Source organism: Klebsiella sp. RIT-PI-d (assembly GCF_001187865.1).
GTDB lineage: Bacteria > Pseudomonadota > Gammaproteobacteria > Enterobacterales > Enterobacteriaceae > Superficieibacter.
The window spans coordinates 213,198-237,634 of the sequence record NZ_LGIT01000017.1 but is presented as its reverse complement, the minus strand read 5'-3'; the positions used below and the strand labels follow the sequence as shown (position 1 = coordinate 237,634).

Below are 24,437 nucleotides of genomic sequence, written 5' to 3'. Positions count from 1 at the left end.
GAGATCGCTAATTTTCTGCGTTCTCTTAAAAAAATCAAAATTCTTTTCGTAGCCAACTGTTAAGTCGTTTAATCCACGAGCCAACGGAGGCCGTTACTCGTTTTTCAACGTCTGCTTCACCATTTAAATGGGACTCTTTCCCGTAGTGCAGCAGGCCCACAGCCGTAGAATAATACGGCTCCTGGGCGTAATCCGTCAGTCCGGTAATATTCAGCGGCGCGCCGATGCGTACCTGCGTATGAAAAACGCGTTGCGCACAGGCCGCCAGACCTTCAATTTGCGCCGCGCCGCCGGTTAATACAATGCCTGCTGCAAGATGATGTTTCACGCCTTTTTCACGCAGCATTTCCTGCAGTTGCAAAATCTCTTCGTTTACCAGATTCAGCAGCTCGGTATATCGCGGTTCGATAACCTCAGCCAGGGTCTGGCGCTGCAGGCTGCGCGGTGGACGTCCCCCAACGCTTGGGACCTCCACGCTCTCGTCTTTACCGACGATAGAGCCAAACGCACAGCCATGACGAACTTTAATGGCTTCGGCATCGCTTGGCGGCGTACCGAAGGCATAGGCAATATCGCTGGTCACGACGTTCCCTGCATACGGGATGACTTTAGTGTGACGCAGCGCGCCGCCGGTATACACAGCGATGTCCATTGTACCACCGCCGATGTCAACCACACAGACGCCCAGCTCACGTTCGTCCTCAGTCAGTACAGAATAACTGGACGCCAGGCCGGCAAAGATCAGTTGGTCAACTTTTAAACCACAACGTTCAACGGCTTTGACGATATTTTTCGCCATATCGTTGTGACAGGTGATCAAATGCACTTTTGCCTGCATACGTACGCCGGATAATCCCACCGGATTTTTAATGCCTTCCTGATAATCGATGGCATATTCCTGAGGAATAACATGCAGTACCCGATGCTCATCACGCACGCGTACCGATTTTGCGGTATGCACCACGTTTTCGACATCTTCCTGCGTTACTTCTTCTTCTGAAATCGGCACCATGCCAATTTCGTTCTGACAGCTAATATGTTTACCTGAAAGCGCCAGATAAACCGAGGATATTTGACAATCAGCCATTAATTCTGCCTGATCGATAGCACGTTGCACGCATTTTACTACCGATTCGAGATCGTTTACCCCGCCTTTATCCATACCACGCGACGGGCAACTGCCCACGCCTATGATATTGACCATACCGTCGGGCAGAACCTCCCCTACCAAAGCGGCCACCTTCGCGGTGCCAATCTCCAGTCCAACTACCAGTTTTCTGTCCGTCGCCTTGATCATTATTGCTCTGCCTGTGCCTGATTCTGTTGTTGATTAGGTTCCTCAGCCGGTGCCGGTACCCAACCGACAGCCGCGCCCGAGTCATAGCGCAAATCAACGTAGCTAATCCGTTTGCCATCGGTCTGCGCTTGCTGTTGTAAAACTGGATACAGTTCTATAAAGCGCTCCAGACGTTTCATCGTATCACCGCGTCCCAGATTAAGCCTGATATCATTATTCAGGGTTAATTGCCAGGAGCGGCGCGCGGTCATCGCCGCCACTTTTAACGTGAACTTATCTTTTGCCAGCACCTTTCCCATATCGCGATAGCCTTGCAGTACTTCGTTTTCACTTCCTTCAGGGCCTGACAGCATGGGCAAATTAACTTTGCTGGTGCGATCTGACGGTACGCTGAAAGAGTTACCGTCGATATCGACCATATGCTGGTCATTCCATCGTGCTATCGGCACATATTCAACCAGATGAATCTTTAATTCATCCGGCCACTGCTTTCTGACGCTGGCCTGTTTAATCCAGGGCAGACGCTCAATCTGGCTCTGAATAATATTGACGTCCTGAGTCATAAACGTACCCGGAGCGCCCAGCGCCAGAATAGACTGCCGGATATCATCGTTGCGCGTGTAATGACGATCGCCGGTTAACACCAGTTTTGACAGGGGTAAACGCTGCGCATCGTCCATCCAGCCCAGAATCATCCAGCCGCTCATTAACACGGTACACAGCACCGCCAGCAGGAAAACGATACCTGCGAGGCGCGTTCCATTATTTCGCCGTGAAGAAGCGACTTCCTCTTCTTCACGGTTTCGCGTGTTCAGCGCAGCCTGCGACATATCAACCCGCCAGATCTAAAATACGAACTACCAGCTGCGAAAAACTCATTCCAGCCTGACGTGCCGCCATTGGCACCAGACTGTGGTTGGTCATACCCGGAGAGGTATTCGCTTCCAGCAGATAAAACTGGCCATCGCTGTCCAGCATAACGTCGATTCGTCCCCAGCCGCGACAGCCGAGGATATCCCAGGCATTCACAACCAGAGATTGCAATTTTGCTTCCTGCTCGCCATCAAGGCCGCTTGGGCAAAAATACTTTGTCTCATCAGAGAGATACTTAGCTTCATAATCATAGAAGGTTCCAGCGGGTTGAATACGAATTGACGGTAAAATTTCTTCACCCAGTATTGCAACGGTAAATTCTGGCCCGCTGAGCCATTTTTCGATTAAAACTTCATCATCATGCTGAAATGCCTGGGTTAATGCCGCGTGCAAAGCACTCGCTTCTGTGACCTTAGACATGCCAACGCTTGACCCTTCGCGGCTCGGCTTAACAATCAGCGGAAGTCCCAGATCGGCGATCCGCTGCTGGAGATCAGCAGAAAGCCCGTCAGCAAAGGTTTTACGCGTTAAAGCGACCCAGGGTGCAACCGGTAAATCGGCACCCTGCCACAGCAATTTGCTGCGCAGTTTGTCCATCGAAATAGCCGAGGCCATTACGCCGCTGCCGGTATAGGGAATTCCGGAAAGCTCCAGTAGTCCCTGCAAGGTCCCATCCTCACCTCCACGTCCATGTAAGGCAATAAACACTTTCTGAAAACCCATCTCTTTAAGATGGGTGATATCGGTTTCGCGTGGATCAACGGGCCAGGCATCAATGCCGGCTTCACGCAGCCCCGCCAGTACCGCCGCACCGGAATTGAGTGAGACTTCACGCTCTGCGGATGTCCCACCGAGCAGGACGGCTATCTTATCAACCACGATGCTCCTCCTCCTGAGTTTGCGGCTTCAATTTGATTTCCGATAAATTACGGGCGATTTTGCCTATATTTCCTGCACCCTGGACCAGAATGAGATCGTTACCGGTAAGGACCGGGGCCAGCATTTCAGCAACCTGCGCCGGATCGGAAACCAGAATCGGATCAACTTTACCTCGTCCCCGGATGGTCCGACACAGCGACCGGCTGTCCGCGCCCGGAATAGCGGCTTCTCCGGCGGAATAGACCTCCAGCATCAACAGCGCGTCGACCTGTGTCAATACCCTGGCGAAATCATCGTAGAGATCGCGCGTACGGGTAAATCGATGCGGCTGAAATAGCATGACCAGGTTTTTATCCGGCCAGCCTGCGCGCGCCGCTTTAATGGTGGCATCAACTTCGGTCGGATGGTGCCCATAATCATCAATAAGCATTGCCGTTCCGGGCTTGCCGTTGATCTCTTGCAGCGGATATTCTCCAAGGAAATCAAAGCGGCGGCCGGTACCCTGAAAGCTTTCCAGCGCACGCAGGATAGCCTCATCTTCAATGCCCTCTTCCGTCGCCACCGCGACCGCTGCGGCGGCATTCAACGCGTTATGGCGACCCGGCGCGTTAAGCGTTACGCGCAGTGCCGGTTTATCCTGACGCAGCAGCGTAAAGTGTCCCTGCGGTCCGTTTTGTTCGTAATCTTCGATGCGCACGTCTGCATCGTCACTGAATCCGTAAGTCGTGATTTGACGACCGACACGCGGCAACAGCTCACGGATCACCGGATCGTCCACGCACATGACCGCACGACCATAAAACGGCAGGTTGTGCAGGAAATTGATAAACGTCTGTTTCAGGTTTTCGAAGTCGCCCTGATAGGTGTCCATATGGTCGGCTTCGATATTGGTGACGACAGAGACCATCGGCTGTAGATGCAGAAATGACGCATCGCTCTCATCCGCTTCCGCAATTAAGTAGCGGCTGTGACCAAGACGCGCATGAACACCCGCCGCTTTAACCAGTCCGCCGTTGACAAAAGTCGGATCGAGTCCGGCCTCGGCATAAATGCTGGCAACCATCGCGGTGGTTGTGGTTTTACCATGCGTACCGGCAATCGCAATGCCGTGACGAAAGCGCATTAGCTCTGCCAGCATTTCTGCACGACGAATTACCGGAATACGCGCCTCGTGGGCGGCAACAATTTCCGGGTTATCCGCTGAAATAGCGGTAGATACTACGACCACGCTCGCGTCGAGCACGTTTTCCGGACGGTGATTAAAATAGATGGTCGCCCCGAGCGACGCCAACTGCTGCGTAACCGGATTAGGCGCCAGGTCCGATCCGCTAATCTGATAGCCTTCGTTAGCCAGAACTTCAGCAATACCGCCCATGCCAGCACCGCCGATGCCAACAAAATGAATATGCCGGACGCGACGCATCTCGGGCACAATTGAACGCAGTTTAGCCAGTTGTTGTGTATTCATTCTATAACGCCATAACTTCAATATTCACGCGGTGCGAACGGCACCGCCACAGTTAAGCCCGGGCTGCCAGACTCACTTCATTTGCTACACGTTCTGTCGCATCAGGAATAGAGGCCGCACGCGCGCGTTCAGCCATCGTGAGTAATGTTTCCCGATCCCATGCTGCCAGTGTTTCAACGATGGCCTCCACGGTAAATTGTGGCTGCTCAAGAATTTTCGCTGCGCCTGCTTTCTCAAGCGGCAGCGCATTCCAGTACTGCTGGCGATCTTTATGTTGAAACGGTACAAACAGCGCCGGGAGGCCAGCGGCGGCGATTTCGCTCACCGTCAGCGCGCCGGAGCGACAAACGACAACATCAGCCCATGCGTAAGCGGCTGCCATATCATCAATAAATTCGGTCACTTTATGCTGCGGCTGACCGACAGCGGCATACGCCTGCTCGACGGCAGCCTGTGAACCTTTCCCGCTCTGGTGCCAGACGGTAATAGTGTCACCCAGCTTAGCTGCCACCTGGGGCAACGTCTGATTTAAAACGCGCGCGCCCTGGGACCCCCCGACAACCAGCACCCGTACCGGACCTTCGCGTCCGGCCAGACGGGTCTGCGGCAGCGGAAGGGCCAGAACATCCGTACGTACCGGGTTGCCGACGACATCCGCATCAGGAAATGCACCGGGGAACGCCTGCATCACTTTTTTGGCAATTTTTGCCAGCCACTTATTGGTTAGTCCGGCAATGCCATTTTGCTCATGCAGAACGACCGGAATACCCAGCGACCATGCCGCCAGTCCGCCCGGACCCGACACGTAGCCGCCCATGCCCAGCACAACGTCTGGCTTAAACCGCATCATAATGGCACGCGCCTGACGCCAGGCATGGTAAATGCGCAGCGGCGCCAGCAGCTGGGCTTTAATGCCTTTGCCGCGCAGGCCCGAAATCTGGATAAAATCGATTTCAATACCGTTTTTTGGTACCAGGTCGGCTTCCATACGATCGGCGGTTCCCAGCCAGCGCACCTGCCAGCCCTGCGCCATCAGATGATGAGCGACGGCCAGTCCCGGGAACACATGTCCACCCGTACCGCCCGCCATCACCATTAACCGTTTGCCCTGACCGCTCATCGTTGACCTCGTGTAAACGCCTGGGCTTTTTCCAGACGCGTTTCATAATCTATGCGTAATAACATGATGATGGCCGTCGACATGATTAACAGACTCGACCCACCGTAACTGATTAATGGCAGCGTCAGGCCCTTTGTTGGCAGCATACCGGCGGCCGCCCCGACGTTTACCAGTGCCTGGAAGCTAAACCAGACGCCAATGGAACAGGCCAGAAAACCGGAAAAACGCTGATTAATTTCCAGCGCTTTACGGCCAATGGACATTGCGCGAAAAGCGACGAAGAATACCATCAACAGCGCCAGCGCTACACCGACATAGCCTAATTCTTCTCCGATGATGGCGAAGATGAAATCGGTATGTGCTTCCGGCAGATATTCCAGCTTCTGTACAGAGTTACCGAGCCCCTGGCCCCACAGTTCACCGCGGCCAAAGGCCATCAGCGACTGCGTCAGCTGATAACCGCTGCCAAACGGGTCCGCCCACGGATCCCAGAAGGCCGTCACACGACGAATACGATAGGGTTCTGCCAGGATCAGCAGAATGACCGCCGAGATACCCATACCGATAATCGCGATGAACTGCCACAGTTTCGCCCCGGCAAGGAATAGCATTGCCAGGGTCGTCACAAACAGCACGACCACGGTCCCGAGGTCCGGCTGGGCCAGCAGCAGGATCGCCAGCACAAAAATGACGCCCATCGGTTTTAAGAAGCCGCGTAAGTTGTTACGTACCTCATCCCCTTTGCGCACCAGATAGTTGGCGATATAACAGAACAGCGACAGTTTGGTCAGCTCGGCAGGCTGCACGCGCAGCAGGCCAAGGTCAATCCAGCGCGATGCCCCTTTTACCGAGCTGCCGACGACCAGCACCACCATTAGCATGATAATCGAGCCGAGCAGCATGGCCGTACTGTAGCGCTGCCAGAAATCCATCGGCAGGCGCAACGTAACCAGCGCCAGCAAAAAGGCCATTACCAGATACGCACCATCGCGTTTAGCAAAAAAGAAAGGATCGTTGGTCAGTCGTTGCCCGATAGGCATTGACGCCGATGTCACCATAATAAAACCGATCGCGGCAAGGCCAAATGTCAGCCAGACCAGCGTGCGGTCGTACATAATCAGGCTGTCTGCATCTTTTTGACGCGACGCCATTACCCAGCCTTTCATGGCCGTAAATAGCCAGGCGAGGATGCTGAACCCGGGCAGGCGCGGCATTTTCAGGCGTGGGAGGGATAAACGCATTAACCAAGCTCCTTCGCCAGGCGGGTAAAGATATCGCCCCGTTGTTCGAAATTTTTAAACTGATCGAGGCTGGCACAGGCGGGCGACAGTAATACCATGTCCCCAGGCTTAACCTGCGCAGCAATAAGGCGCATCGCCTGCTCCATCGTTTCGGTTTGTTCGGCGATGTCAGGACGTAATTCTGCCAGTTCCGCGCCGTCACGACCAAAACACCACAGGCGGATATTCTCACCGTTGAGATAGCGCTTCAGAGAGGAGAAATCGGCTGATTTTCCGTCGCCACCTAACAGCAGATGCAATGTACCTTTCACCTGCAACCCGTTAAGCGCCGCTTCCGTACTGCCCACATTGGTGGCTTTAGAATCGTTGATCCAGCGCACATCGTTATGCACCAGCGCGATTTGGAAACGGTGCGCCAGGCCGGTGAAGGTAGTCAGTGCTTTCAGGCTGCTGGCTCGCGGAAGATTAACAGCATCGGCCAGCGCCAGCGCGGCCAGGGCGTTGGTGTAGTTATGCTGCCCGGTGAGTGGCATTTCCGCTACATTCAGTACTTTCTCACCTTTCACGCGCAGCCAGACCTCGCCCTGCTGGCGGTTAAGATGATAATCACCGACGTCAACACCAAAACTCACACAGCGCGCATCGGCACCGCGGATGGGCATCGTCAGCGCATCGTCGGCGTTAACGACGCAGACCACAGCGTTTTCATAGACTTTCAGCTTGGCTGCCCGATACTGTTGCAGCCCCAGCGGATAGCGATCCATATGATCTTCGGTCACGTTAAGGATCGTCGCCGCTGCGGCTTTCAGACTGGATGTGGTTTCCAGCTGAAAGCTCGATAGCTCCAGAACGTACAGCTCACGTGCCGGGTCCAGCAGCATCAGCGCAGGCAGACCAATGTTGCCACCTACTCCGACATTAACGCCTGCGGCTTTCGCCATCTCACCTACCAGCGTGGTGACGGTGCTTTTACCGTTTGAACCGGTAATGGCGATGACCGGAGCCTGGGCTTCGCGGCAAAACAGTTCGATATCGCCGACAATTTCTACCCCGGCCTCAGCCGCTGCGCTGAGTGAGGGATGCGCAAGGGCAATACCAGGGCTGGCAACAATGAGATCTGCGGCCAGCAGCCAGTCGTCATTCAGCCCACCCAGATGGCTTTCGACACCTTCCGGCAGCTTATCCAGCCCGGACGGAGCAACACGCGTGTCCATTACGCGCGGCGTGACGCCACGCGCTATAAAGAAATCTACACACGACAGCCCGGTTAGCCCGAGGCCGATAATGACCACTTTTTTATCCTGGTAATCTGCCATGATTAACGTACCTTCAGCGTTGCCAGGCCAATCAGCACCAGCATCAGCGAAATAATCCAGAAGCGCACAATTACGCGCGGCTCGGGCCAGCCTTTTAGTTCATAGTGGTGATGGATCGGTGCCATACGAAAAATCCGCTGCCCGCGCAGTTTGAACGAGCCAACCTGCAGGATCACCGACAGCGTTTCGACCACGAACACGCCGCCCATAATGACCAGTAAGAACTCCTGACGCAGCAACACGGCGATAATCCCGAGCGCGCCGCCCAGCGCCAGTGAACCCACGTCACCCATGAAGACCTGCGCCGGATAAGTGTTAAACCACAGAAAGCCCAGACCCGCGCCAACAATGGCGGTGCAGACGATCACCAGTTCACCCGCATGACGCAGATAGGGAATATGCAGGTAGTTGGCAAAGTTCATGTTACCCGTCGCCCATGCGACCAGGGCAAAGCCACCGGCAACAAAAACGGTAGGCATAATCGCCAGGCCATCCAGACCATCGGTCAGGTTAACGGCATTGCCGGTACCGACGATCACAAAGTAGGCCAGCAGAATATAGAGAATGCCCAGCTGCGGCATAATGTCTTTAAAGAATGGCACTACCAGCTGCGTGGCGGGGGTGTCGTTGCCGACCAGATACAGTGCAAAGGCCACGCCCAGGGCGATAACTGACATCCAGAAATACTTCCAGCGGGCAATCAGTCCTTTGGTATCTTTGCGCACGACTTTGCGGTAGTCATCAACAAAGCCAATGATGCCGTAGCCTATCAGCACGATCAGCACGCACCAGACGTACGGATTAGACGGATAGGCCCACAGCAGCACCGAAATAACAATCGAGGTGAGGATCATGATCCCGCCCATGGTCGGCGTACCGCGTTTGCTAAAGTGCGATTCCGGGCCATCGTTGCGAACAACCTGACCAAAAGACAGTTTTTGCAGACGGGCGATCATGCGCGGACCCATCCATAAAGAGATGAACAGCGCGGTCAGCAGGCTGACAATGGCGCGAAACGTCAGATAAGAAAAGACGTTAAAGCCGGAATAATATTTGACCAAATGCTCGGCCAGCCAAACTAACATGTCCCATTCTCCTGTAAAGCATGTACCACCTCTTCCATGGCGGCACTGCGTGAACCCTTAACCAAAAGGGTAATAATCTGTTTTTCTGCAATCAGTTCTTTCAGGCGGGCGATCAGCGCCTGCTTGTCGGTGAAATGCTCACCCACCCCGCTGGCCTCACCGAGCGCCTGGCTTTGTTTGCCCACGCTGATCACCCGATCGACCCCTGCCGCCTTCGCCGCTTCGCCCACCTGAATATGACAGGCTTCGCTTTCGTCGCCGAGTTCGGCCATGTCGCCCACTACCATCACGCGGTAACCGGGCATGTCCGCCAGCACCTGGGCGGCGGCGGTCATGGACCCCACATTAGCGTTGTAGGTATCGTCGAGCAGAAGCTGGTTTTCCGCCAGCTGGACCGGGAAAAGACGTCCCGGTACGGCCTGTAATTTCGCCAGACCTTCTTTAACCGCGGCTAAGCCCGCCCCCACCGCCATCGACAGTGCCGCTGCCGCCAGCGCATTAGCGATGTTATGACGTCCCGGAAGCGGCAGCAGCACGTCGATACTGCCGACGGGGGTTTGCAGCGTGAATTCTGTGCCGTGTGAGGTCACGTGGATATTGGTTGCGGTGAAGTCACTGGTGGCAGCATTTGGCGAAAAGCGCCACACTTTGCGATCGCCAATGATCGTCTGCCAGTTGAGCCAGTCGTTATTATCGGCATTCATAATGGCAATGCCGTCAATCGGCAGGCCGGTGTAAATTTCGCCTTTCGCTTTTGCCACGCCTGCCAGCGAACCAAAACCTTCCAGATGCGCGGCGGCCAGATTGTTAACCAGCGCGGCTTCTGGCCGGGTAAGTCCGGTAGTCCAGGCGATTTCCCCCTGGTGGTTAGCACCAAGCTCAATGACGGCATACTGGTGTTCAGCGGTGAGACGCAGCAACGTCATCGGCACGCCGATGTCATTATTCAGGTTTCCGGCGGTATAGAGGGTATTGCCGCACTCGCTGAGGATCGCCGCCGTCATCTCTTTGACCGAGGTTTTGCCGGATGAACCGGTTAGCGCCACGACGCGCGTTGGCACCTGCTGGCGTACCCATGCGGCCAGCTCGCCAAAGGCGCGACGGGTATCGCTAACCACGACTTGCGGCAGATCGATGTCCAGCGCGCGGCTGACCAGCAGCGCCCCTGCTCCGCTCTCTTTTGCTTTGGCGGCAAAGTCGTGCGCGTCAAAGCGTTCGCCTTTTAGCGCCACAAACAGGCAGCCCGGCGTAATCGCGCGGGTGTCGGTGGTAACGGCATCAATGGTCAGATCATTACCCAGTAAGTTGCCTTTCAGAACCGAAGCCAGCTGACTTAGCGTTACCCGGATCATGCAATAACTCCCAGCAGACGTGCTGCGGTAACGCGGTCGGAGTAGTCCAGACGACGGTTGCCGACGATTTGATAATCTTCGTGACCTTTGCCCGCCAGCAGGACGACATCATTTTCTTTCGCCTGCATGATGGCGTGGGTCACAGCCTGAGCGCGCCCTTCCATCACTTTCGCCCGACCGGCATCAAGCATTCCGGCAAGAATGTCGTTAATGATGGCCTGCGGCTCTTCAGTACGCGGATTATCATCGGTTACTAGCGGGATATCCGCGAACTGCTCGGCAATGGCGCCCATCAGCGGACGCTTTCCTTTATCGCGATCGCCGCCGCAGCCGAAGACGCACCATAGCGTCCCCTTACAGTGCAGGCGTGCGGCCGCCAGCGCTTTTTCCAGTGCATCCGGCGTGTGAGCATAATCGACGACTACCGTCGGTTTACCCGGCGCGCTGAATACTTCCATGCGCCCGCATACCGGTTGGAGGCGCGCGGCGGTGTTCAGCAGGTCGCTAAGGAGATATCCCAGCGCCAGGAGAGTCGCCAGCGCCAGAAGCAGGTTACTGACATTAAACTCGCCCATCAGGCGGCTTTCGATTTCACCTTCACCCCATGAAGAGGCAAAACGGATCGTTGCCCCTCTGTCGTGATAATGGACGTCCACGGCTTTAAGCCAGCGGCCATGACAGTCAGGGTTGATGTGATCGGCCATTGACACCGCAACGGCGTCCGGCAGTTTCGTCAGCCAGCGGCGTCCGACTTCATCATCGGCATTGACGATGGCCTGTCCGAAGTGATGGGTCGAATACAGGAGCCATTTAGCGGCTTCGTAATGCTCCATATCGCCGTGATAATCGAGATGATCGCGGCTTAAATTAGTAAAAACAGAAGCCGAAAATTTCAGTGCCGACACCCGGTGTTGCACCAGCCCGTGTGAAGAAACCTCCATTCCGGCAAAGGTCGCGCCCTGCCCGACCAGATTTGCCAGCACCTGCTGAACATCAACAGCAGAGCCGGTAGTGTTTTCCGTCGGGCTGACGTTACCAAGTAAACCATTGCCGACAGTCCCCATCACCGCGCTGGTTTCGCCCAGCAACTGGCTCCACTGCGCCAGCAGTTGTGTGGTCGTGGTTTTACCGTTGGTGCCGGTTACGCCGACCAGACGCAGCTGTTCGGAAGGCTGATGATAAAAACGCCCGGCCAGTGCAGAAAGACGTTCGTTAAGCTGGCTAAGGTAGACAACGGGGATGCCGTGCATTTCACGCACTTCACCATCGGTTGCCTCACCTTTTGCCTCTGCAATAATGGCAGCCACACCTTGCGCTATCGCCTGCGGGATATATCGACGCCCGTCCGCCTGATGACCTGATACCGCCACAAAAAGATCGCCCGATGCCGCCGTGCGGCTGTCGAGTGTCATCTCACGCAGCGCCCGCGCAGGTAGTCCGGCTACCCACGGAGCAAGAAGGTCGCGCAAATTACGATCTGCCACCTGTACCCTCGCCTTGATTAGTTACAAAATCATTTTGTTCGCCCGTCGCCAGCGCATCCGGTTCAATGTTCATGGTACGCAGTACGCCGCCCATGATGGCACCAAACACCGGCGCGGAGACGGCACCGCCGTAGTATTTACCTGCCTGCGGGTCATTAATGACTACCACCAGCGCAAAACGCGGCTGGCTGGCTGGCGCGACGCCCGCGGTGTAAGCAATGTATTTGTTGATATAGCGGCCGTCGGGTCCGACTTTTTTCGCCGTACCGGTTTTAATTGCGATACGGTAGCCTTTAATCGCCGCTTTCACCCCGCCGCCGCCGGGCAATGCCACGCTTTCCATCATATGAACGACGGTGCGCACGGTGGCTTCCGGGAAGATACGTTCACCGGGAACCGGAGGATCAACTTTTGTGATCGACAGCGGACGATAGACGCCATAGCTGCCGATAGTTGCGTAGACACGCGCTAACTGTAACGGGGTTACCATTAGCCCGTAGCCGAAAGAGAAGGTGGCCCTCTCTATGTCAGACCACCGTTGTTTTTGAGGATATAAGCCACTGCGTTCCCCGACCAACCCCAAATTGGTCGCTTTTCCCAGTCCAAAACGTGAGTAAGTATCTACTAACGCTGAGGAGGGCATCGCTAACGCCAGCTTGGAAACACCGACGTTACTCGACTTCTGTAAGACTCCGGTGAGAGTCAGTTCGCTATAGCGCGCGACGTCTTTAATTTCATGGCCATTCACGCGGTATGGAACAGTATTCAGCACGCTATTTTCACGTACGACCCCGCGCTGTAGCGCGGTCATCACCACCATCGGCTTCACGGTGGACCCCGGCTCGAATACGTCAGTAATGGTGCGGTTACGCATCACATCCTTGGCCGTTCCGCTCAGGTTGTTTGGGTTATAAGAGGGACTGTTCGCCATCGCCAGCACTTCACCAGTGTTTACATCCACCAGTACCGCACTGCCGGACTCGGCTTTGTTAAAGGCCACGGCATTATTCAGCTCACGATAGACCAGCGCCTGCAAGCGCTCATCAATACTCAGCGCCAGGTTATGCGCGGCTTGGCTGTCGGTAGACGAGATATCTTCAATGACCCGACCGTAGCGATCTTTACGCACCACACGTTCGCCAGGCTGGCCGGTCAGCCATTTATCAAAGCTGCTTTCAACGCCCTCAATGCCCTGACTATCAATATTGGTAAAACCAATCAGATGCGCGGTCACTTCGCCGGAAGGATAGTAACGGCGCGACTCTTCCCGCAGATGAATGCCCGGCAGTTTGAGTTTTTTGATGTAATCGCCCAGATCCGGATTGACCTGACGAGCGAGATAAATAAAGCGGCCTTTGGGATTGGCTTTTACCCGGGCGGAAAGCTGATCGAGGGGCATTTTTAGCGCATCGGATAACGCTTTCCAGCGGCCATCAAGGGTAATGCCGCCCGCATCATGCAGCTCTTTAGGATCGGCCCACACGGCTTTCACCGGCACGCTAACGGCCAGAGGCCGGCCGGAGCGATCGGTGATCATGCCGCGAGAGGTGGAGACTTCCTGGACGCGCAGTGAGCGTAAGTCGCCCTGGCGCACCAGCATATCCGGAGCGATAACCTGTAGCCATGCCACGCGTCCAAGCAGGAAGGCCAGCGCAACCAAAATGCAGCCGCATAACAACGCAAAACGCCAACTGATAAAGTTGGCTGGTTCGTCCGGGCGTTTTAACTTAAGCGTCTTAGCCGCTGCTTTCATGCGTTACATTGGTCCTTATTTCTGTACCACGATATTTTCTTGCGAAGGATCGACATGCTGCATTTGCAGCTTATCCGTTGCGATCCGCTCTACCCGGCTGTGATCGCCAAGGGCATTTTCTTCGAGGATCAGGTTACGCCATTCAATGTCGAGTGCGTCACGCTCTACCACCATTTGCTCGCGCTGTGCCGTCAGCAAACGCGTATGGTGCGCGGTTGTCACGACGGTCACCGCCGAGATAATGATGCAAACAAAAAGACAGAGTGGCAGTTTGCCAAAGCGCAAAAGGTCGTTGCCAATAACGCCTGGCAGGGCATGACGCTCTTTGCTGACCATGGAGCCTTTAATTTTGTCTAAGGCTTCTGTCACTCTGGCGATCATGCGTCAGTCCTTTCCGCAATACGCAATACGGAGCTGCGGGCGCGTGGATTCTCAGCCACTTCTTCATCGCCCGGCATCAGCTTACCCAGCGCCCGAAGCTGTCGCCCGCCCAGCTTGCTGAGCTGCGCTTCGGTCATCGGTAACCCGTGCGGCACCTGCGGTCCACGGCTTTGCTCACGCATAAAGCGTTTAACAATACGGTCTTCCAGCGAGTGGAAACTGATAATAGAGAGACGACCGCCCGGGGCCAGCACCTCAATGGAGCTTTTCAGCGCCTGCTCAATCTCTTCCAGTTCGCTGTTTACCCAAATGCGCACGGCCTGGAAAGTACGAGTAGCGGGATGTTTAAACTTATCTTTTACCGGTGTTGCAGCGGCCACCACTTCAGCCAGAGCTTTGGTGCGGGTCATCGGTTCAATACGATTACGCTCGACAATAGCGCGGGCGATACGTTTAGCGAATCGCTCTTCACCAAAGGTTTTCAACACCCAGGTGATATCAGCTTCTTCCGCTTTCAGCAGCCATTCGGCGGCGGATTGCCCACGCGTGGGATCCATACGCATGTCCAGCGGGCCGTCACGCATAAAAGAAAAACCACGTTCAGCATCGTCAAGCTGCGGCGAAGAGACGCCGAGATCGAGGAGAATACCGTCGATTTTGCCGATAAGATCGCGTTCACGCACATAATCCGCCAGCGCGGAGAAAGGTCCATGAACAATAGAGAAACGAGGATCGTTGAAAGTCTGAGCCACAGCAATGGCTTCAGGATCGCGATCGATAGCGATCAGACGTCCCTGGGGGCCGAGTTGCCCGAGGATCAGACGTGAGTGTCCACCGCGCCCAAAGGTGCCATCAATATAAATACCATCCGGACGAATATTCAGGCCGTTAACGGCCTCATCCAGCAGAACCGTTTTGTGTTTAAAATTTTCCATCATTTTTATAAAGATAAGTCCTGCAACCGCTCCGATAGCTCTCCGGTAGCGGACTGCTCAGCGTCGATATCTTCCCTGACACGTTGATACCAGGCCGTTTCGTCCCACAGCTCAAACTTGTTGAACTGTCCAACCAGCATCACTTCTTTGGTCAGTCCGGCGTGCTGCCGTAAAACCGGCGCTATCAATAAACGGCCAGCGTTGTCCATCTGACATTCGCTGGCGTGTCCCAAAAGCAAACGCTGCACGCGGCGCTCAAGGGGATTCATGCCCGACAAGCGCGACAATTTACGCTCGATAATTTCCCATTCAGGCAACGGGTAAAGCAGCAGGCAAGGATGGTGGAGATCAATAGTACACACCATTTGACCGGAGGCGCTTTCAATCAGCATTTCCCGATACCGGGTCGGTACGGATAACCGCCCTTTGCTGTCCAGATTGACCTGTGCCGCACCACGGAACATGCCCGCTCACCTCTTTCGCCACTTTATCCCACAAATTCCCACCACGGGCAGTTTACGGAGCGGAGGAAAAGCTTGTCAAGCCAGCAAAAATACCGGAACAAGTAAAAAACCCGATTCAGGGAGTACATGTTGGCATTGATTAAATACCGGCCAATACATGAGGCAAATTAACGCTATGAATATTTGTAAGAAAAAAATGAGGTCCTTTCTTTGCACGGCAAAGAAATCGGGATCATCAAATAAAAATATAAAGTGTCAGTTTGCGACGCGAGCGGCATTTTAGGCCATTATCATCTTTGTTAACAGCACATCCTGGTAATTAACGTGTCCAACGTTGTACGCATCGCACAGTATTCGTACGTCTGCTATGGCAGAGGGTGAATACGAAGCTGAATTGCGCCGCAGGATGTAACAAAACAATACAGTAGAAATAGAAATTTACTGATTACGTCGATAATAGCCCGCCCGTTTTCGTTTCAGGTAAAAGCATAAATAAATCAACGATGGCGAAAATACGGAATTATCCGAAGGCAAAACAGAGGATGAGAATGGGCAATGCACGACTTAAAAATCAATAATCGTAAACTATAGTGCGATCCAGCAGCATAATTCTGCTGGATCAGGATAGCGTTAGCGCCGGTTCAGCACGCCGCGACGATAGAGGTTACGACGAATACGGCTAAGCCCCGGTTTTGGCTTACGCGGCTCATCAAGGCTTGCCAGCACAATTTCCAGCACCCGTTCTGCCACGTCACGATGACGCTGGGCAACCGCCAGGACAGGACACTGCAGGAAATCGAGCAGTTCATTATCACCAAAGGTTGCGATAGCCAGATCGGACGGCAGCTTACCGTCGCGGCGCAGGGTCACGTCCATCACACCCTGCAGCAGCGCAAATGAGGTAGTGAACAGTGCCTGAGGCATCGGATGGGTTTCCAGCCATTTCTCAAACAGCTGCGCTGCGGCTTCCCGTTCATAGCTGTTGGCGTACAAATAATGAACGTCACGCGGGTCGTCTTTCCAGGCAGTACGGAACCCCTGCTCGCGCAGAAAGCTTACCGACAGCTCCGGCAGCGCGCCTAAATAAAGTACGGTTTCCGCCGGGAAAGTGCGTAGCTCAGCGGCCAGCATTTCAGCATCATCCTGATCTGCGCCGACAACACTGGTGAAATGCTCACGATCCAGAGCGCGATCCAGGGCAACAATCGGAAAGGTGTCGTTTGCCCAGCGCTGATAAAAAGGGTGTTCAGGCGGCAATGATGTCGAAACGATAATGGCATCAACCTGACGCTGAAGCAGGTGTTCAATACAGCGCATTTCGTTATCAGGCTGATCTTCCGAGCAGGCGATCAGCAGCTGATATCCGCGTTGGCGCGCCTGGCGTTCAAGGTAGTTAGCGATGCGGGTGTAGCTGGTATTTTCCAGATCCGGGATCACCAGACCAATGGAGCGCGTGCGTCCTGCGCGTAGCCCTGCCGCCACCGCATTCGGGTGGTAGTTGTGCTCACGCACGACCGCCATGACTTTTTCAACGGTTTTATCGCTGACCCGGTACTGCTTCGCTTTACCGTTAATCACATAGCTGGCGGTAGTCCGTGAGACGCCGGCAAGCCGGGCGATTTCATCCAGTTTCACAATTGCCCCTTAAGAGAAAAGATACTCCATAACCTTTTTAAGGTTAAGATCCTTAACATGCTATGCGCAGAATAATCACATGGGCAACCGGTTTTCTATGCGTTCGTCCCGGTTTTGACAAAAAAAAGCCCGACCTGCGCATGTCGGGCTTTAATTATGTCGCTTTTCACCCTTAACGCATGATTTTATCGCCGCGTGAAAGCCCGACGATACCTGAACGTGCGACTTCTACGATCCGCGCGACATCACGCAGAGTAGCAAGAAAGGCATCCAGTTTATCGCTGGTGCCAGCCAGCTGCACCGTATAAATGGAGGGCGTAACGTCAATAATCTGTCCGCGAAATATCTCCGTATTACGTTTGACTTCTTCGCGGCCGTAACCGCTGGCCTGGACTTTCACCAGCATGATTTCACGCTCTACGTGCTGCCCCTGCCCCAGTTCGTTAACGCGCAAAACGTCCACCAGCTTGTGGAGCTGTTTTTCAATTTGCTCAATCACCTTTTCATCGCCGACGGTCTGGATCGTCATACGCGATAACGTGGGATCGTCCGTCGGCGCAACGGTCAGGCTTTCAATGTTATAACCACGCTGTGAAAAGAGGCCTATCACGCGCGACAGTGCGCCAGACTCGTTTTCCAGTAAAACCGATAATATCCGGCGCATAATCAGGTCCTCTCCGTTTTACTCAGCCACATTTCGTCCATTGCTCCCCCGCGGATCTGCATCGGGTAAACGTGCTCACTGCCATCAACAGTGACATCCACAAACACCAGACGACGGTTTTTCACCTGCTCCAGCGCCTCTGCAAGCTTCGCCTCCAGCTCATGCGGATGGTTTATCTGGATGCCGACGTGACCGTAGGCTTCTGCCAGACGGACAAAATCGGGTAACGATTGCATATAAGATTGCGAATGGCGGCCCGAATAGATCATATCCTGCCACTGCTTTACCATCCCGAGATAGCGGTTGTTCAGATTCAATACCAGTACCGGCACATCATATTGCAGCGCCGTTGACAGCTCCTGAATATTCATCTGGATGCTGCCGTCGCCGGTGACGCAAATCACGGTTTCGTCAGGTAGCGCCATTTTGACACCCAGCGCTGCCGGAAGGCCAAAGCCCATGGTGCCAAGCCCCCCGGAGTTGATCCAGCGACGCGGTTTATCGAACGGATAATAAAGTGCGGCAAACATCTGGTGTTGACCCACATCTGAGGTGACATACGCCTCTCCGTGGGTCAACCGCCAGACGGTTTCGATCACCGCCTGTGGTTTGATGCTTTCGCTTTGCGTGTCATATTTCAGGCACTGGCGGGCGCGCCACTGTTCAATGTTCTGCCACCAGTCGCGGATCTCATCAAGCGGTTGTGAGGCGGTTTCCTGATCCAGCAGTTCCAGCATTTGCTCCAGCACGCGACGAGCATCACCGACAATGGGAATATCTGCCGCCACGGTTTTCGAAATTGAGGTTGGATCAATATCAATATGCAGCACCGTGGCACTGGGACAATACTTCGCCAGATTATTGGTCGTACGATCGTCAAAACGAACGCCGACGGCAAAGATTAAATCCGAATGATGCATCGTCATATTAGCTTCATAGGTCCCGTGCATCCCCAACATCCCCAGCGCCTGGCGATGAGTCGCGGGAAAGGCCCCCAGGCCCATCAGCGAAGAGACTACCGGCAGATTGAGTTTCTCAATCAGCACACGCAACTGCGCATGACATTCTGCGTTTATCGCGCCGCCCCCCACATACACTACGGGTTTACGGGCGGCGATCAGCGTTTGCAGCGCGCGCTTGATTTGGCCTTTATGCCCCGAGGTGGTCGGATTGTAGGAACGCATACTGACCGAGTCAGGCCAGAGATAGGGATGTTTATTTGCGGTATTAAGGATATCTTTCGGCAGGTCGACCACCACCGGTCCAGGACGGCCGCTGGCGGCCAGCCAGAATGCTTTTTTCAATACGCCCGGAATATCTTCCGCTTTCTTAACCAGAAAGCTGTGTTTCACCACTGGACGAGAGATGCCCACCATGTCGCATTCCTGGAAAGCATCATAGCCAATAAGCGATGACGCTACCTGGCCGGAGAGAACGACCAGCGGGATAGAATCCATATAGGCGGTGGCGATACCGGTAATCGCGTTGGTTGCACCCGGGCCGGACGTCACCAGCACCACCCCCACCTCCCCAGTTGCCCGGGCGAGGCCATCCGCCATATGCACTGCCGCCTGCTCGTGACGCACCAGTACATGGTCAATTCCACCCACGGTATGCAGGGCATCATAGATATCGAGGACCGCGCCTCCGGGATAACCGAATACCTGCTTTACGCCCTGGTCAATAAGCGATCGGACGACCATCTCGGCTCCTGACAACATCTCCATGGTTTGCCTCCAGGCTTTTATTTTTTAATCAATGGCAGAATGCATTTCCCTGCTGGCGCCACTGCTTACTTTTATCTTGGTACTCTCTAACATAACCGCTTGATATGAGGCAGGCAATGAATTAGCAGGCGGCAATTTGGCGAATGAACAGAGGAAATAACACAAATCAGGTTAAACGCGAGATAAAGCTCGGGAGATAATAAGTGCAGATGTTCTTTGCTCGGTAGATTGGTAAAAATGCAGGAAAATATCCAATTTTTGTGACGCCGATGCATAACCGCTACCAGCATAACAAAATAATATTCTGCGAATCAGAGAATATAAAGAATAAACCGGACGCTCAGGCCCGGTTTAAAATGATGGCAAAAATTAGCGACGGCAGACTGATACCAGAAGCTCTTCCATCCACTGATGACCTTTATCACGCCCTGCGGCTTCATGCCAGGAGAGATAGCAGGTACGGCTGTTGAGCTTTAGCGGCAGCGGCTGGATTTGCAGTTCCATCTTGCCGCTGAAATCTTCTGCCAGCCAGCGCGGAGCAATACAAACCAGATCGGTTTTAGAAACAACATTCAGGACGCTGCTTAATGCCATGCCCTGGTAAGCAATACAGGACTGTTTTTCCGGCGTCTCATACCAGGGTGCGCTAAACGAGGCAAAGCGATCCAGCGCAACAACAGCATGTTCTTCGTGGTAAATATCATTTTCCAGCATCGGACCTTTCAGGCGCGTATGCTTTTTGCTGGCGACCAGCACCATTTCATCTTTAAATAAAGGCACACATGAAAATTCCGGACGACGGAAGTCTTCATAGCCAATAACGAATTCAGTTTCCTGATAACGTAGCTGATGCTCGGTATTTTGATTGAGTGAGGATTTAAATACCAGATGTATATTTGGCGCAATCTCTTCGACTTTATTATAAATAATAGACGTCAAATAATTATCCAGTGGACTACAAACGCAAAGATTAAAAATACGTTCGCTGCTGACAGGTTCAAACCCCGATCCCGGCAGTTCATTTTGTACCAGTTGCAGCGCCTGACGCACGGAGCCAAAAAGCTGAAATGCTCTCGCCGTGGGTTGAATGCCGCGACCATAGCGCACAAAAAGCTCATCATTAAACATAACCTTAAGGCGCGCAACGGCATTGCTCACCGCGGGCTGCGACATGCCCAGGGCATGTGCTGCACGGGTAATGTTTTGCTCCTGCATGACTGCATCAAATACAGTGAGGAGGTTCAAATCAACCATTCGAAGCTGAGGCTTAATGTCTTCAGGGGCTTGAGGATATTCTATTTTTTCGGCCTGCATATTTAACTCCAATGTCACACTAGTTCCCTTGCCATTACGCAGTGATAAATTCTATTTATATGATTTATCATGCATATAGAACTAGCAAAAGAGAAATATTTAATTTTAGGAATATATAAAGATCTGCGTGAGAGAAATTGATTTAAAAATCAGCCAGCAGAGACTAAACATTCATCCAATTCATAATCAATACTTGATGAATATAGTTTAATCATAAACACCATCAATACACAATCAGCCATCTGGTTAATAACATTTTAAGTATTACTTATGTTAGCTCTAATCACACACTCTTCGTTTACATTACATTATCAAAAAAAACTCAATCTGCTTAAACACTCGCACAGGGATTGGTAAATCACACCAAAATCAATAGAATAGAAACAGGCAAAATTACACATTCTGTTATCATTGTTACGTTGATGGTTTTACTGACAGAAAGATGATGGCCATATGTTTCTGATTAATTCCATTTTCCAGCACAATTAGCTAAATACTCTACTGGCGATAAACAGAAATGATGTCCGTTTTCAACCATAAGGGTTGACATCGCTTAGGCTATCAAGTACCACTAAAGGTATATTGTATTCATCTGGAGCATGGCTTAAATGATTCACACCACTCGCTTAACCGGTCTACTACTACTAAACGCATCTTTTCTGCGCGGTAGACTGGCGGGCGATAATCAACATTAAGCCTCTTCAGTCAGACAGAAACCCGCGCCAATGCGCGGGTTTTTTTATGCTCGTAGCAAGCGCCCCGGACAGACAACAAGGACTTAAACCATGAGCCAGCAAGTCATTATTTTCGATACCACGTTACGCGACGGTGAACAGGCGTTACAGGCAAGTCTGAGTGTGAAAGAGAAATTACAGATTGCCCTGGCCCTTGAGCGTATGGGCGTTGACGTAATGGAAGTCGGCTTCCCGGTCTCGTCGCCTGGCGATTTTGAATCCGTACAGACCATTGCACGTCAGATAAAAAACAGCCGCGTATGTGCTCTCGCTCGCTGCGTAGAAAAAGATATTGATGTTGCAGCAGAATCACTGAAAGTGGCTGAGGCATTCCGGATCCATACATTTATTGCAACCTCACCGATGCATATCGCCACTAAGCTGCGCAGCACGCTGGACGAGGTGATTGAACGCGCGGTTTATATGGTGAAACGCGCACGCAATTATACCGATGACGTAGAGTTCTCTTGTGAAGATGCAGGCCGCACGCCGATTGCCGACCTGGCGCGCGTAGTGGAAGCCGCGATTAATGCCGGTGCGAAAACCATTAATATTCCTGACACCGTGGGCTACACCATGCCTTTCGAGTTTGGCGGCATTATTAGCGGCCTGTACGAGCGCGTGCCTAATATTGATAAAGCGATTATCTCAGTACATACCCATGACGATCTGGGTCTGGGCGTCGGCAATGCACTGGCCGCCGTTCATGCTGGCGCACGTCAGGTGGAAGGCGCGATGAACGGTATTGGCGAGCGAGCAGGTAACTGCTCGCTGGAAGAAGTGATCATGGCAATCAAAGTTCGCCAGGATATTCTCAACGTCCAGACGCGTATTAATCATCAGGAGATCTGGCGCACCAGCCAGATGGTCAGCCAGATCTGCAACATGCCGATCCCGGCCAACAAAGCGATTGTTGGCACCGGTGCATTCGCCCACTCCTCCGGCATTCATCAGGACGGCGTGCTGAAAAATCGCTCCAACTACGAAATTATGACCCCGGAATCCATTGGTCTGAATCAGGTCCAGCTGAACCTGACGTCACGTTCAGGCCGGGCAGCGGTAAAACACCGGATGGATGAAATGGGTTATCAGGAAAGCGATTACAGCCTGGACAATCTGTACGATGCCTTCCTGAAGCTGGCTGATAAAAAGGGTCAGGTTTTTGACTACGATCTGGAAGCGCTGGCTTTCATTGGCAGACAACAGGAAGAACCGGAATATTTCCGCCTGGAGTATTTTAGCGTTCAATCCGGCTCTGCCGACATTGCTACTGCGGCGGTAAAATTGGGCTGTGGTGAAGAGATTAAAGCGGAAGCCGCTAACGGCAATGGTCCGGTTGATGCAGTCTATCAGGCCATTAACCGTATTACCGGTTATGACATTGAGCTGGTGAAATATAGCCTGACCGCAAAAGGCCACGGTAAAGATGCCCTGGGTCAGGTCGATATTGTGGCAAATTATAACGGTCGCCGCTTCCACGGCGTCGGATTAACTACCGACATTATTGAGTCGTCGGCGAAGGCAATGGTTCACGTATTGAATAACATCTGGCGGGCTGCCGAGGTCGAAAAAGAATTGCAGCGTAAAGCGCAAAATAAAGAGAACAACAAGGAAACCGTGTAATGTCGAAGAACTATCATATTGCTGTTTTACCGGGTGATGGCATTGGCCCGGAAGTGATGGCCCAGGCCCTGAAAGTACTGGATGCAGTCCGTAAGCGTTTTGATTTACGTATTACCACCAGCCACTATGATGTCGGTGGCATTGCGATTGACCATCACGGGAATCCGCTGCCGCAGGCGACCGTCGCCGGTTGTGAGCAGGCGGACGCCATTTTATTTGGTTCTGTTGGCGGCCCGAAATGGGAAAATTTACCGCCGGCGCAGCAGCCGGAGCGCGGCGCGTTACTGCCGCTGCGTAAACACTTTAAGCTGTTCAGCAATCTGCGTCCCGCTAAGTTATACCAGGGTCTGGAAGCCTTTTGTCCGCTGCGTGCGGACATCGCCGCCAACGGTTTTGACATTCTGTGCGTGCGTGAACTGACCGGCGGCATCTACTTTGGTCAACCCAAAGGACGTGAAGGCAGCGGTCAGCATGAGAAAGCATTCGACACCGAAGTCTATCATCGCTTTGAAATTGAACGCATCGCGCGCATTGCTTTTGAATCTGCCCGTAAACGCCGTCATAAAGTCACGTCGATCGATAAAGCCAACGTATTACAGTCCTCAATTCTGTGGCGCGAAATCGTCAATGAGATCGCCGGCGACTATCCGGATGTCGAACTGGCCCATATGTATATCGATAACGCCACGATGCAGTTGATTAAAGATCCGTCTCAGTTTGATGTACTGCTGTGCTCCAATCTGTTTGGCGATATTCTGTCGGACGAATGCGCGATGATCACCGGCTCCATGGGTATGTTGCCTTCTGCCAGCCTGAATGAAGAAGGCTTTGGTCTGTACGAGCCCGCTGGCGGCTCTGCGCCTGATATTGCCGGAAAAAATATTGCCAACCCGATTGCGCAAATTCTGTCGCTGGCGCTGCTGCTGCGTTATAGCCTGAATGCCGATGAAGCGGCAGGTGCTATTGAACAGGCAATTAATCGCGCGCTGGAGGAAGGTATCCGTACCGGGGATTTAGCCCACGGCGCGGCGGCGGTCAGTACTGATGAAATGGGTGACGTCATCGCCCGCTATGTTGCCGAAGGGGTATGAT

At 53.3% G+C, this 24,437-nt stretch carries 21 protein-coding genes; 3 read left to right on the top strand and 18 right to left on the bottom strand.

Annotated elements, in window-relative coordinates:
* Positions 1-34 precede the first annotated feature (34 nt).
* From ftsA to leuO, 18 genes are all read right to left on the bottom strand, one after another.
* On the bottom strand, positions 35-1,297 hold the full coding sequence (gene ftsA, locus AC791_RS18435; RefSeq protein ID WP_049841932.1) for a cell division protein FtsA: 1,263 nt from the start codon (positions 1,295-1,297) through the stop codon (positions 35-37).
* On the bottom strand, positions 1,297-2,127 hold the full coding sequence (gene ftsQ, locus AC791_RS18430; protein WP_049841931.1) for a cell division protein FtsQ: 831 nt from the start codon (positions 2,125-2,127) through the stop codon (positions 1,297-1,299). The genes ftsA and ftsQ overlap by 1 nt, the downstream gene beginning before the upstream one ends.
* Position 2,128: 1 nt before the next feature.
* Positions 2,129-3,049 carry a D-alanine--D-alanine ligase gene (locus AC791_RS18425; RefSeq protein ID WP_049841930.1) on the bottom strand — a complete coding sequence of 307 codons (921 nt, stop codon included), beginning with the start codon at positions 3,047-3,049 and terminating at the stop codon, positions 2,129-2,131.
* Positions 3,042-4,517: a UDP-N-acetylmuramate--L-alanine ligase gene (murC, locus tag AC791_RS18420; RefSeq protein WP_049841929.1), complete on the bottom strand. Its 1,476-nt coding sequence runs from the start codon at positions 4,515-4,517 to the stop codon at positions 3,042-3,044. Before murC ends, AC791_RS18425 begins: the two co-directional genes overlap by 8 nt.
* 52 nt (positions 4,518-4,569) lie before the next feature.
* The gene (murG, locus tag AC791_RS18415; RefSeq protein WP_049841928.1) at positions 4,570-5,637 is read right to left on the bottom strand and encodes an undecaprenyldiphospho-muramoylpentapeptide beta-N-acetylglucosaminyltransferase; all 1,068 of its coding nucleotides are present in this window, start codon (positions 5,635-5,637) and stop codon (positions 4,570-4,572) included.
* Positions 5,634-6,878 carry a cell division protein FtsW gene (gene ftsW / locus AC791_RS18410; RefSeq protein WP_049841927.1) on the bottom strand — a complete coding sequence of 415 codons (1,245 nt, stop codon included), beginning with the start codon at positions 6,876-6,878 and terminating at the stop codon, positions 5,634-5,636. The genes murG and ftsW overlap by 4 nt, the downstream gene beginning before the upstream one ends.
* Positions 6,878-8,194 carry a UDP-N-acetylmuramoyl-L-alanine--D-glutamate ligase gene (murD, locus tag AC791_RS18405; protein WP_049841926.1) on the bottom strand — a complete coding sequence of 439 codons (1,317 nt, stop codon included), beginning with the start codon at positions 8,192-8,194 and terminating at the stop codon, positions 6,878-6,880. The genes ftsW and murD overlap by 1 nt, the downstream gene beginning before the upstream one ends.
* 2 nt (positions 8,195-8,196) lie before the next feature.
* Positions 8,197-9,279 carry a phospho-N-acetylmuramoyl-pentapeptide-transferase gene (mraY, locus tag AC791_RS18400; protein WP_049841925.1) on the bottom strand — a complete coding sequence of 361 codons (1,083 nt, stop codon included), beginning with the start codon at positions 9,277-9,279 and terminating at the stop codon, positions 8,197-8,199.
* Positions 9,273-10,631, bottom strand: a complete 1,359-nt coding sequence (murF, locus tag AC791_RS18395; RefSeq protein ID WP_049841924.1) for a UDP-N-acetylmuramoyl-tripeptide--D-alanyl-D-alanine ligase — start codon at positions 10,629-10,631, stop codon at positions 9,273-9,275. Before murF ends, mraY begins: the two co-directional genes overlap by 7 nt.
* Positions 10,628-12,115, bottom strand: coding sequence for a UDP-N-acetylmuramoyl-L-alanyl-D-glutamate--2,6-diaminopimelate ligase (murE, locus tag AC791_RS18390; RefSeq protein ID WP_049841923.1), 1,488 nt, complete (start codon positions 12,113-12,115; stop codon positions 10,628-10,630). The genes murF and murE overlap by 4 nt, the downstream gene beginning before the upstream one ends.
* Positions 12,102-13,868, bottom strand: a complete 1,767-nt coding sequence (locus AC791_RS18385) for a peptidoglycan glycosyltransferase FtsI (RefSeq protein ID WP_049841922.1) — start codon at positions 13,866-13,868, stop codon at positions 12,102-12,104. Before AC791_RS18385 ends, murE begins: the two co-directional genes overlap by 14 nt.
* 15 nt (positions 13,869-13,883) lie before the next feature.
* Positions 13,884-14,249: a cell division protein FtsL gene (gene ftsL, locus AC791_RS18380; protein WP_049841921.1), complete on the bottom strand. Its 366-nt coding sequence runs from the start codon at positions 14,247-14,249 to the stop codon at positions 13,884-13,886.
* Positions 14,246-15,187: a 16S rRNA (cytosine(1402)-N(4))-methyltransferase RsmH gene (gene rsmH / locus AC791_RS18375; RefSeq protein ID WP_049841920.1), complete on the bottom strand. Its 942-nt coding sequence runs from the start codon at positions 15,185-15,187 to the stop codon at positions 14,246-14,248. Before rsmH ends, ftsL begins: the two co-directional genes overlap by 4 nt.
* Positions 15,188-15,189: 2 nt before the next feature.
* Positions 15,190-15,648: a division/cell wall cluster transcriptional repressor MraZ gene (gene mraZ / locus AC791_RS18370; RefSeq protein WP_049841919.1), complete on the bottom strand. Its 459-nt coding sequence runs from the start codon at positions 15,646-15,648 to the stop codon at positions 15,190-15,192.
* 630 nt (positions 15,649-16,278) lie between these two features.
* Positions 16,279-17,283, bottom strand: a complete 1,005-nt coding sequence (cra, locus tag AC791_RS18365; RefSeq protein WP_049841918.1) for a catabolite repressor/activator — start codon at positions 17,281-17,283, stop codon at positions 16,279-16,281.
* Positions 17,284-17,455: 172 nt separating this feature from the next.
* Complete coding sequence (gene ilvN / locus AC791_RS18360) at positions 17,456-17,947, bottom strand: acetolactate synthase small subunit (protein ID WP_049841917.1); 492 nt, start codon at positions 17,945-17,947, stop codon at positions 17,456-17,458.
* 2 nt (positions 17,948-17,949) lie between these two features.
* Entirely contained in the window at positions 17,950-19,674 is a 1,725-nt protein-coding gene (gene ilvI, locus AC791_RS18355; protein WP_049841916.1) for an acetolactate synthase 3 large subunit, read from the bottom strand.
* A 369-nt stretch (positions 19,675-20,043) separates the two neighbouring features.
* A complete protein-coding gene (gene leuO / locus AC791_RS18350; protein WP_148677838.1) occupies positions 20,044-21,006 on the bottom strand; it encodes a transcriptional regulator LeuO in 963 nt (320 codons plus the stop codon).
* Positions 21,007-21,596: 590 nt separating this feature from the next.
* Between leuO and leuL the strand changes: the two genes are divergently transcribed.
* From leuL to leuB, 3 genes are all read left to right on the top strand, one after another.
* Positions 21,597-21,683, top strand: coding sequence for a leu operon leader peptide (gene leuL, locus AC791_RS20995; protein ID WP_148677841.1), 87 nt, complete (start codon positions 21,597-21,599; stop codon positions 21,681-21,683).
* A gap of 90 nt (positions 21,684-21,773) precedes the next feature.
* Positions 21,774-23,345 carry a 2-isopropylmalate synthase gene (gene leuA, locus AC791_RS18345; RefSeq protein ID WP_049841914.1) on the top strand — a complete coding sequence of 524 codons (1,572 nt, stop codon included), beginning with the start codon at positions 21,774-21,776 and terminating at the stop codon, positions 23,343-23,345.
* Entirely contained in the window at positions 23,345-24,436 is a 1,092-nt protein-coding gene (gene leuB, locus AC791_RS18340; RefSeq protein ID WP_049841913.1) for a 3-isopropylmalate dehydrogenase, read from the top strand. Before leuA ends, leuB begins: the two co-directional genes overlap by 1 nt.
* Position 24,437: the final 1 nt, after the last annotated feature.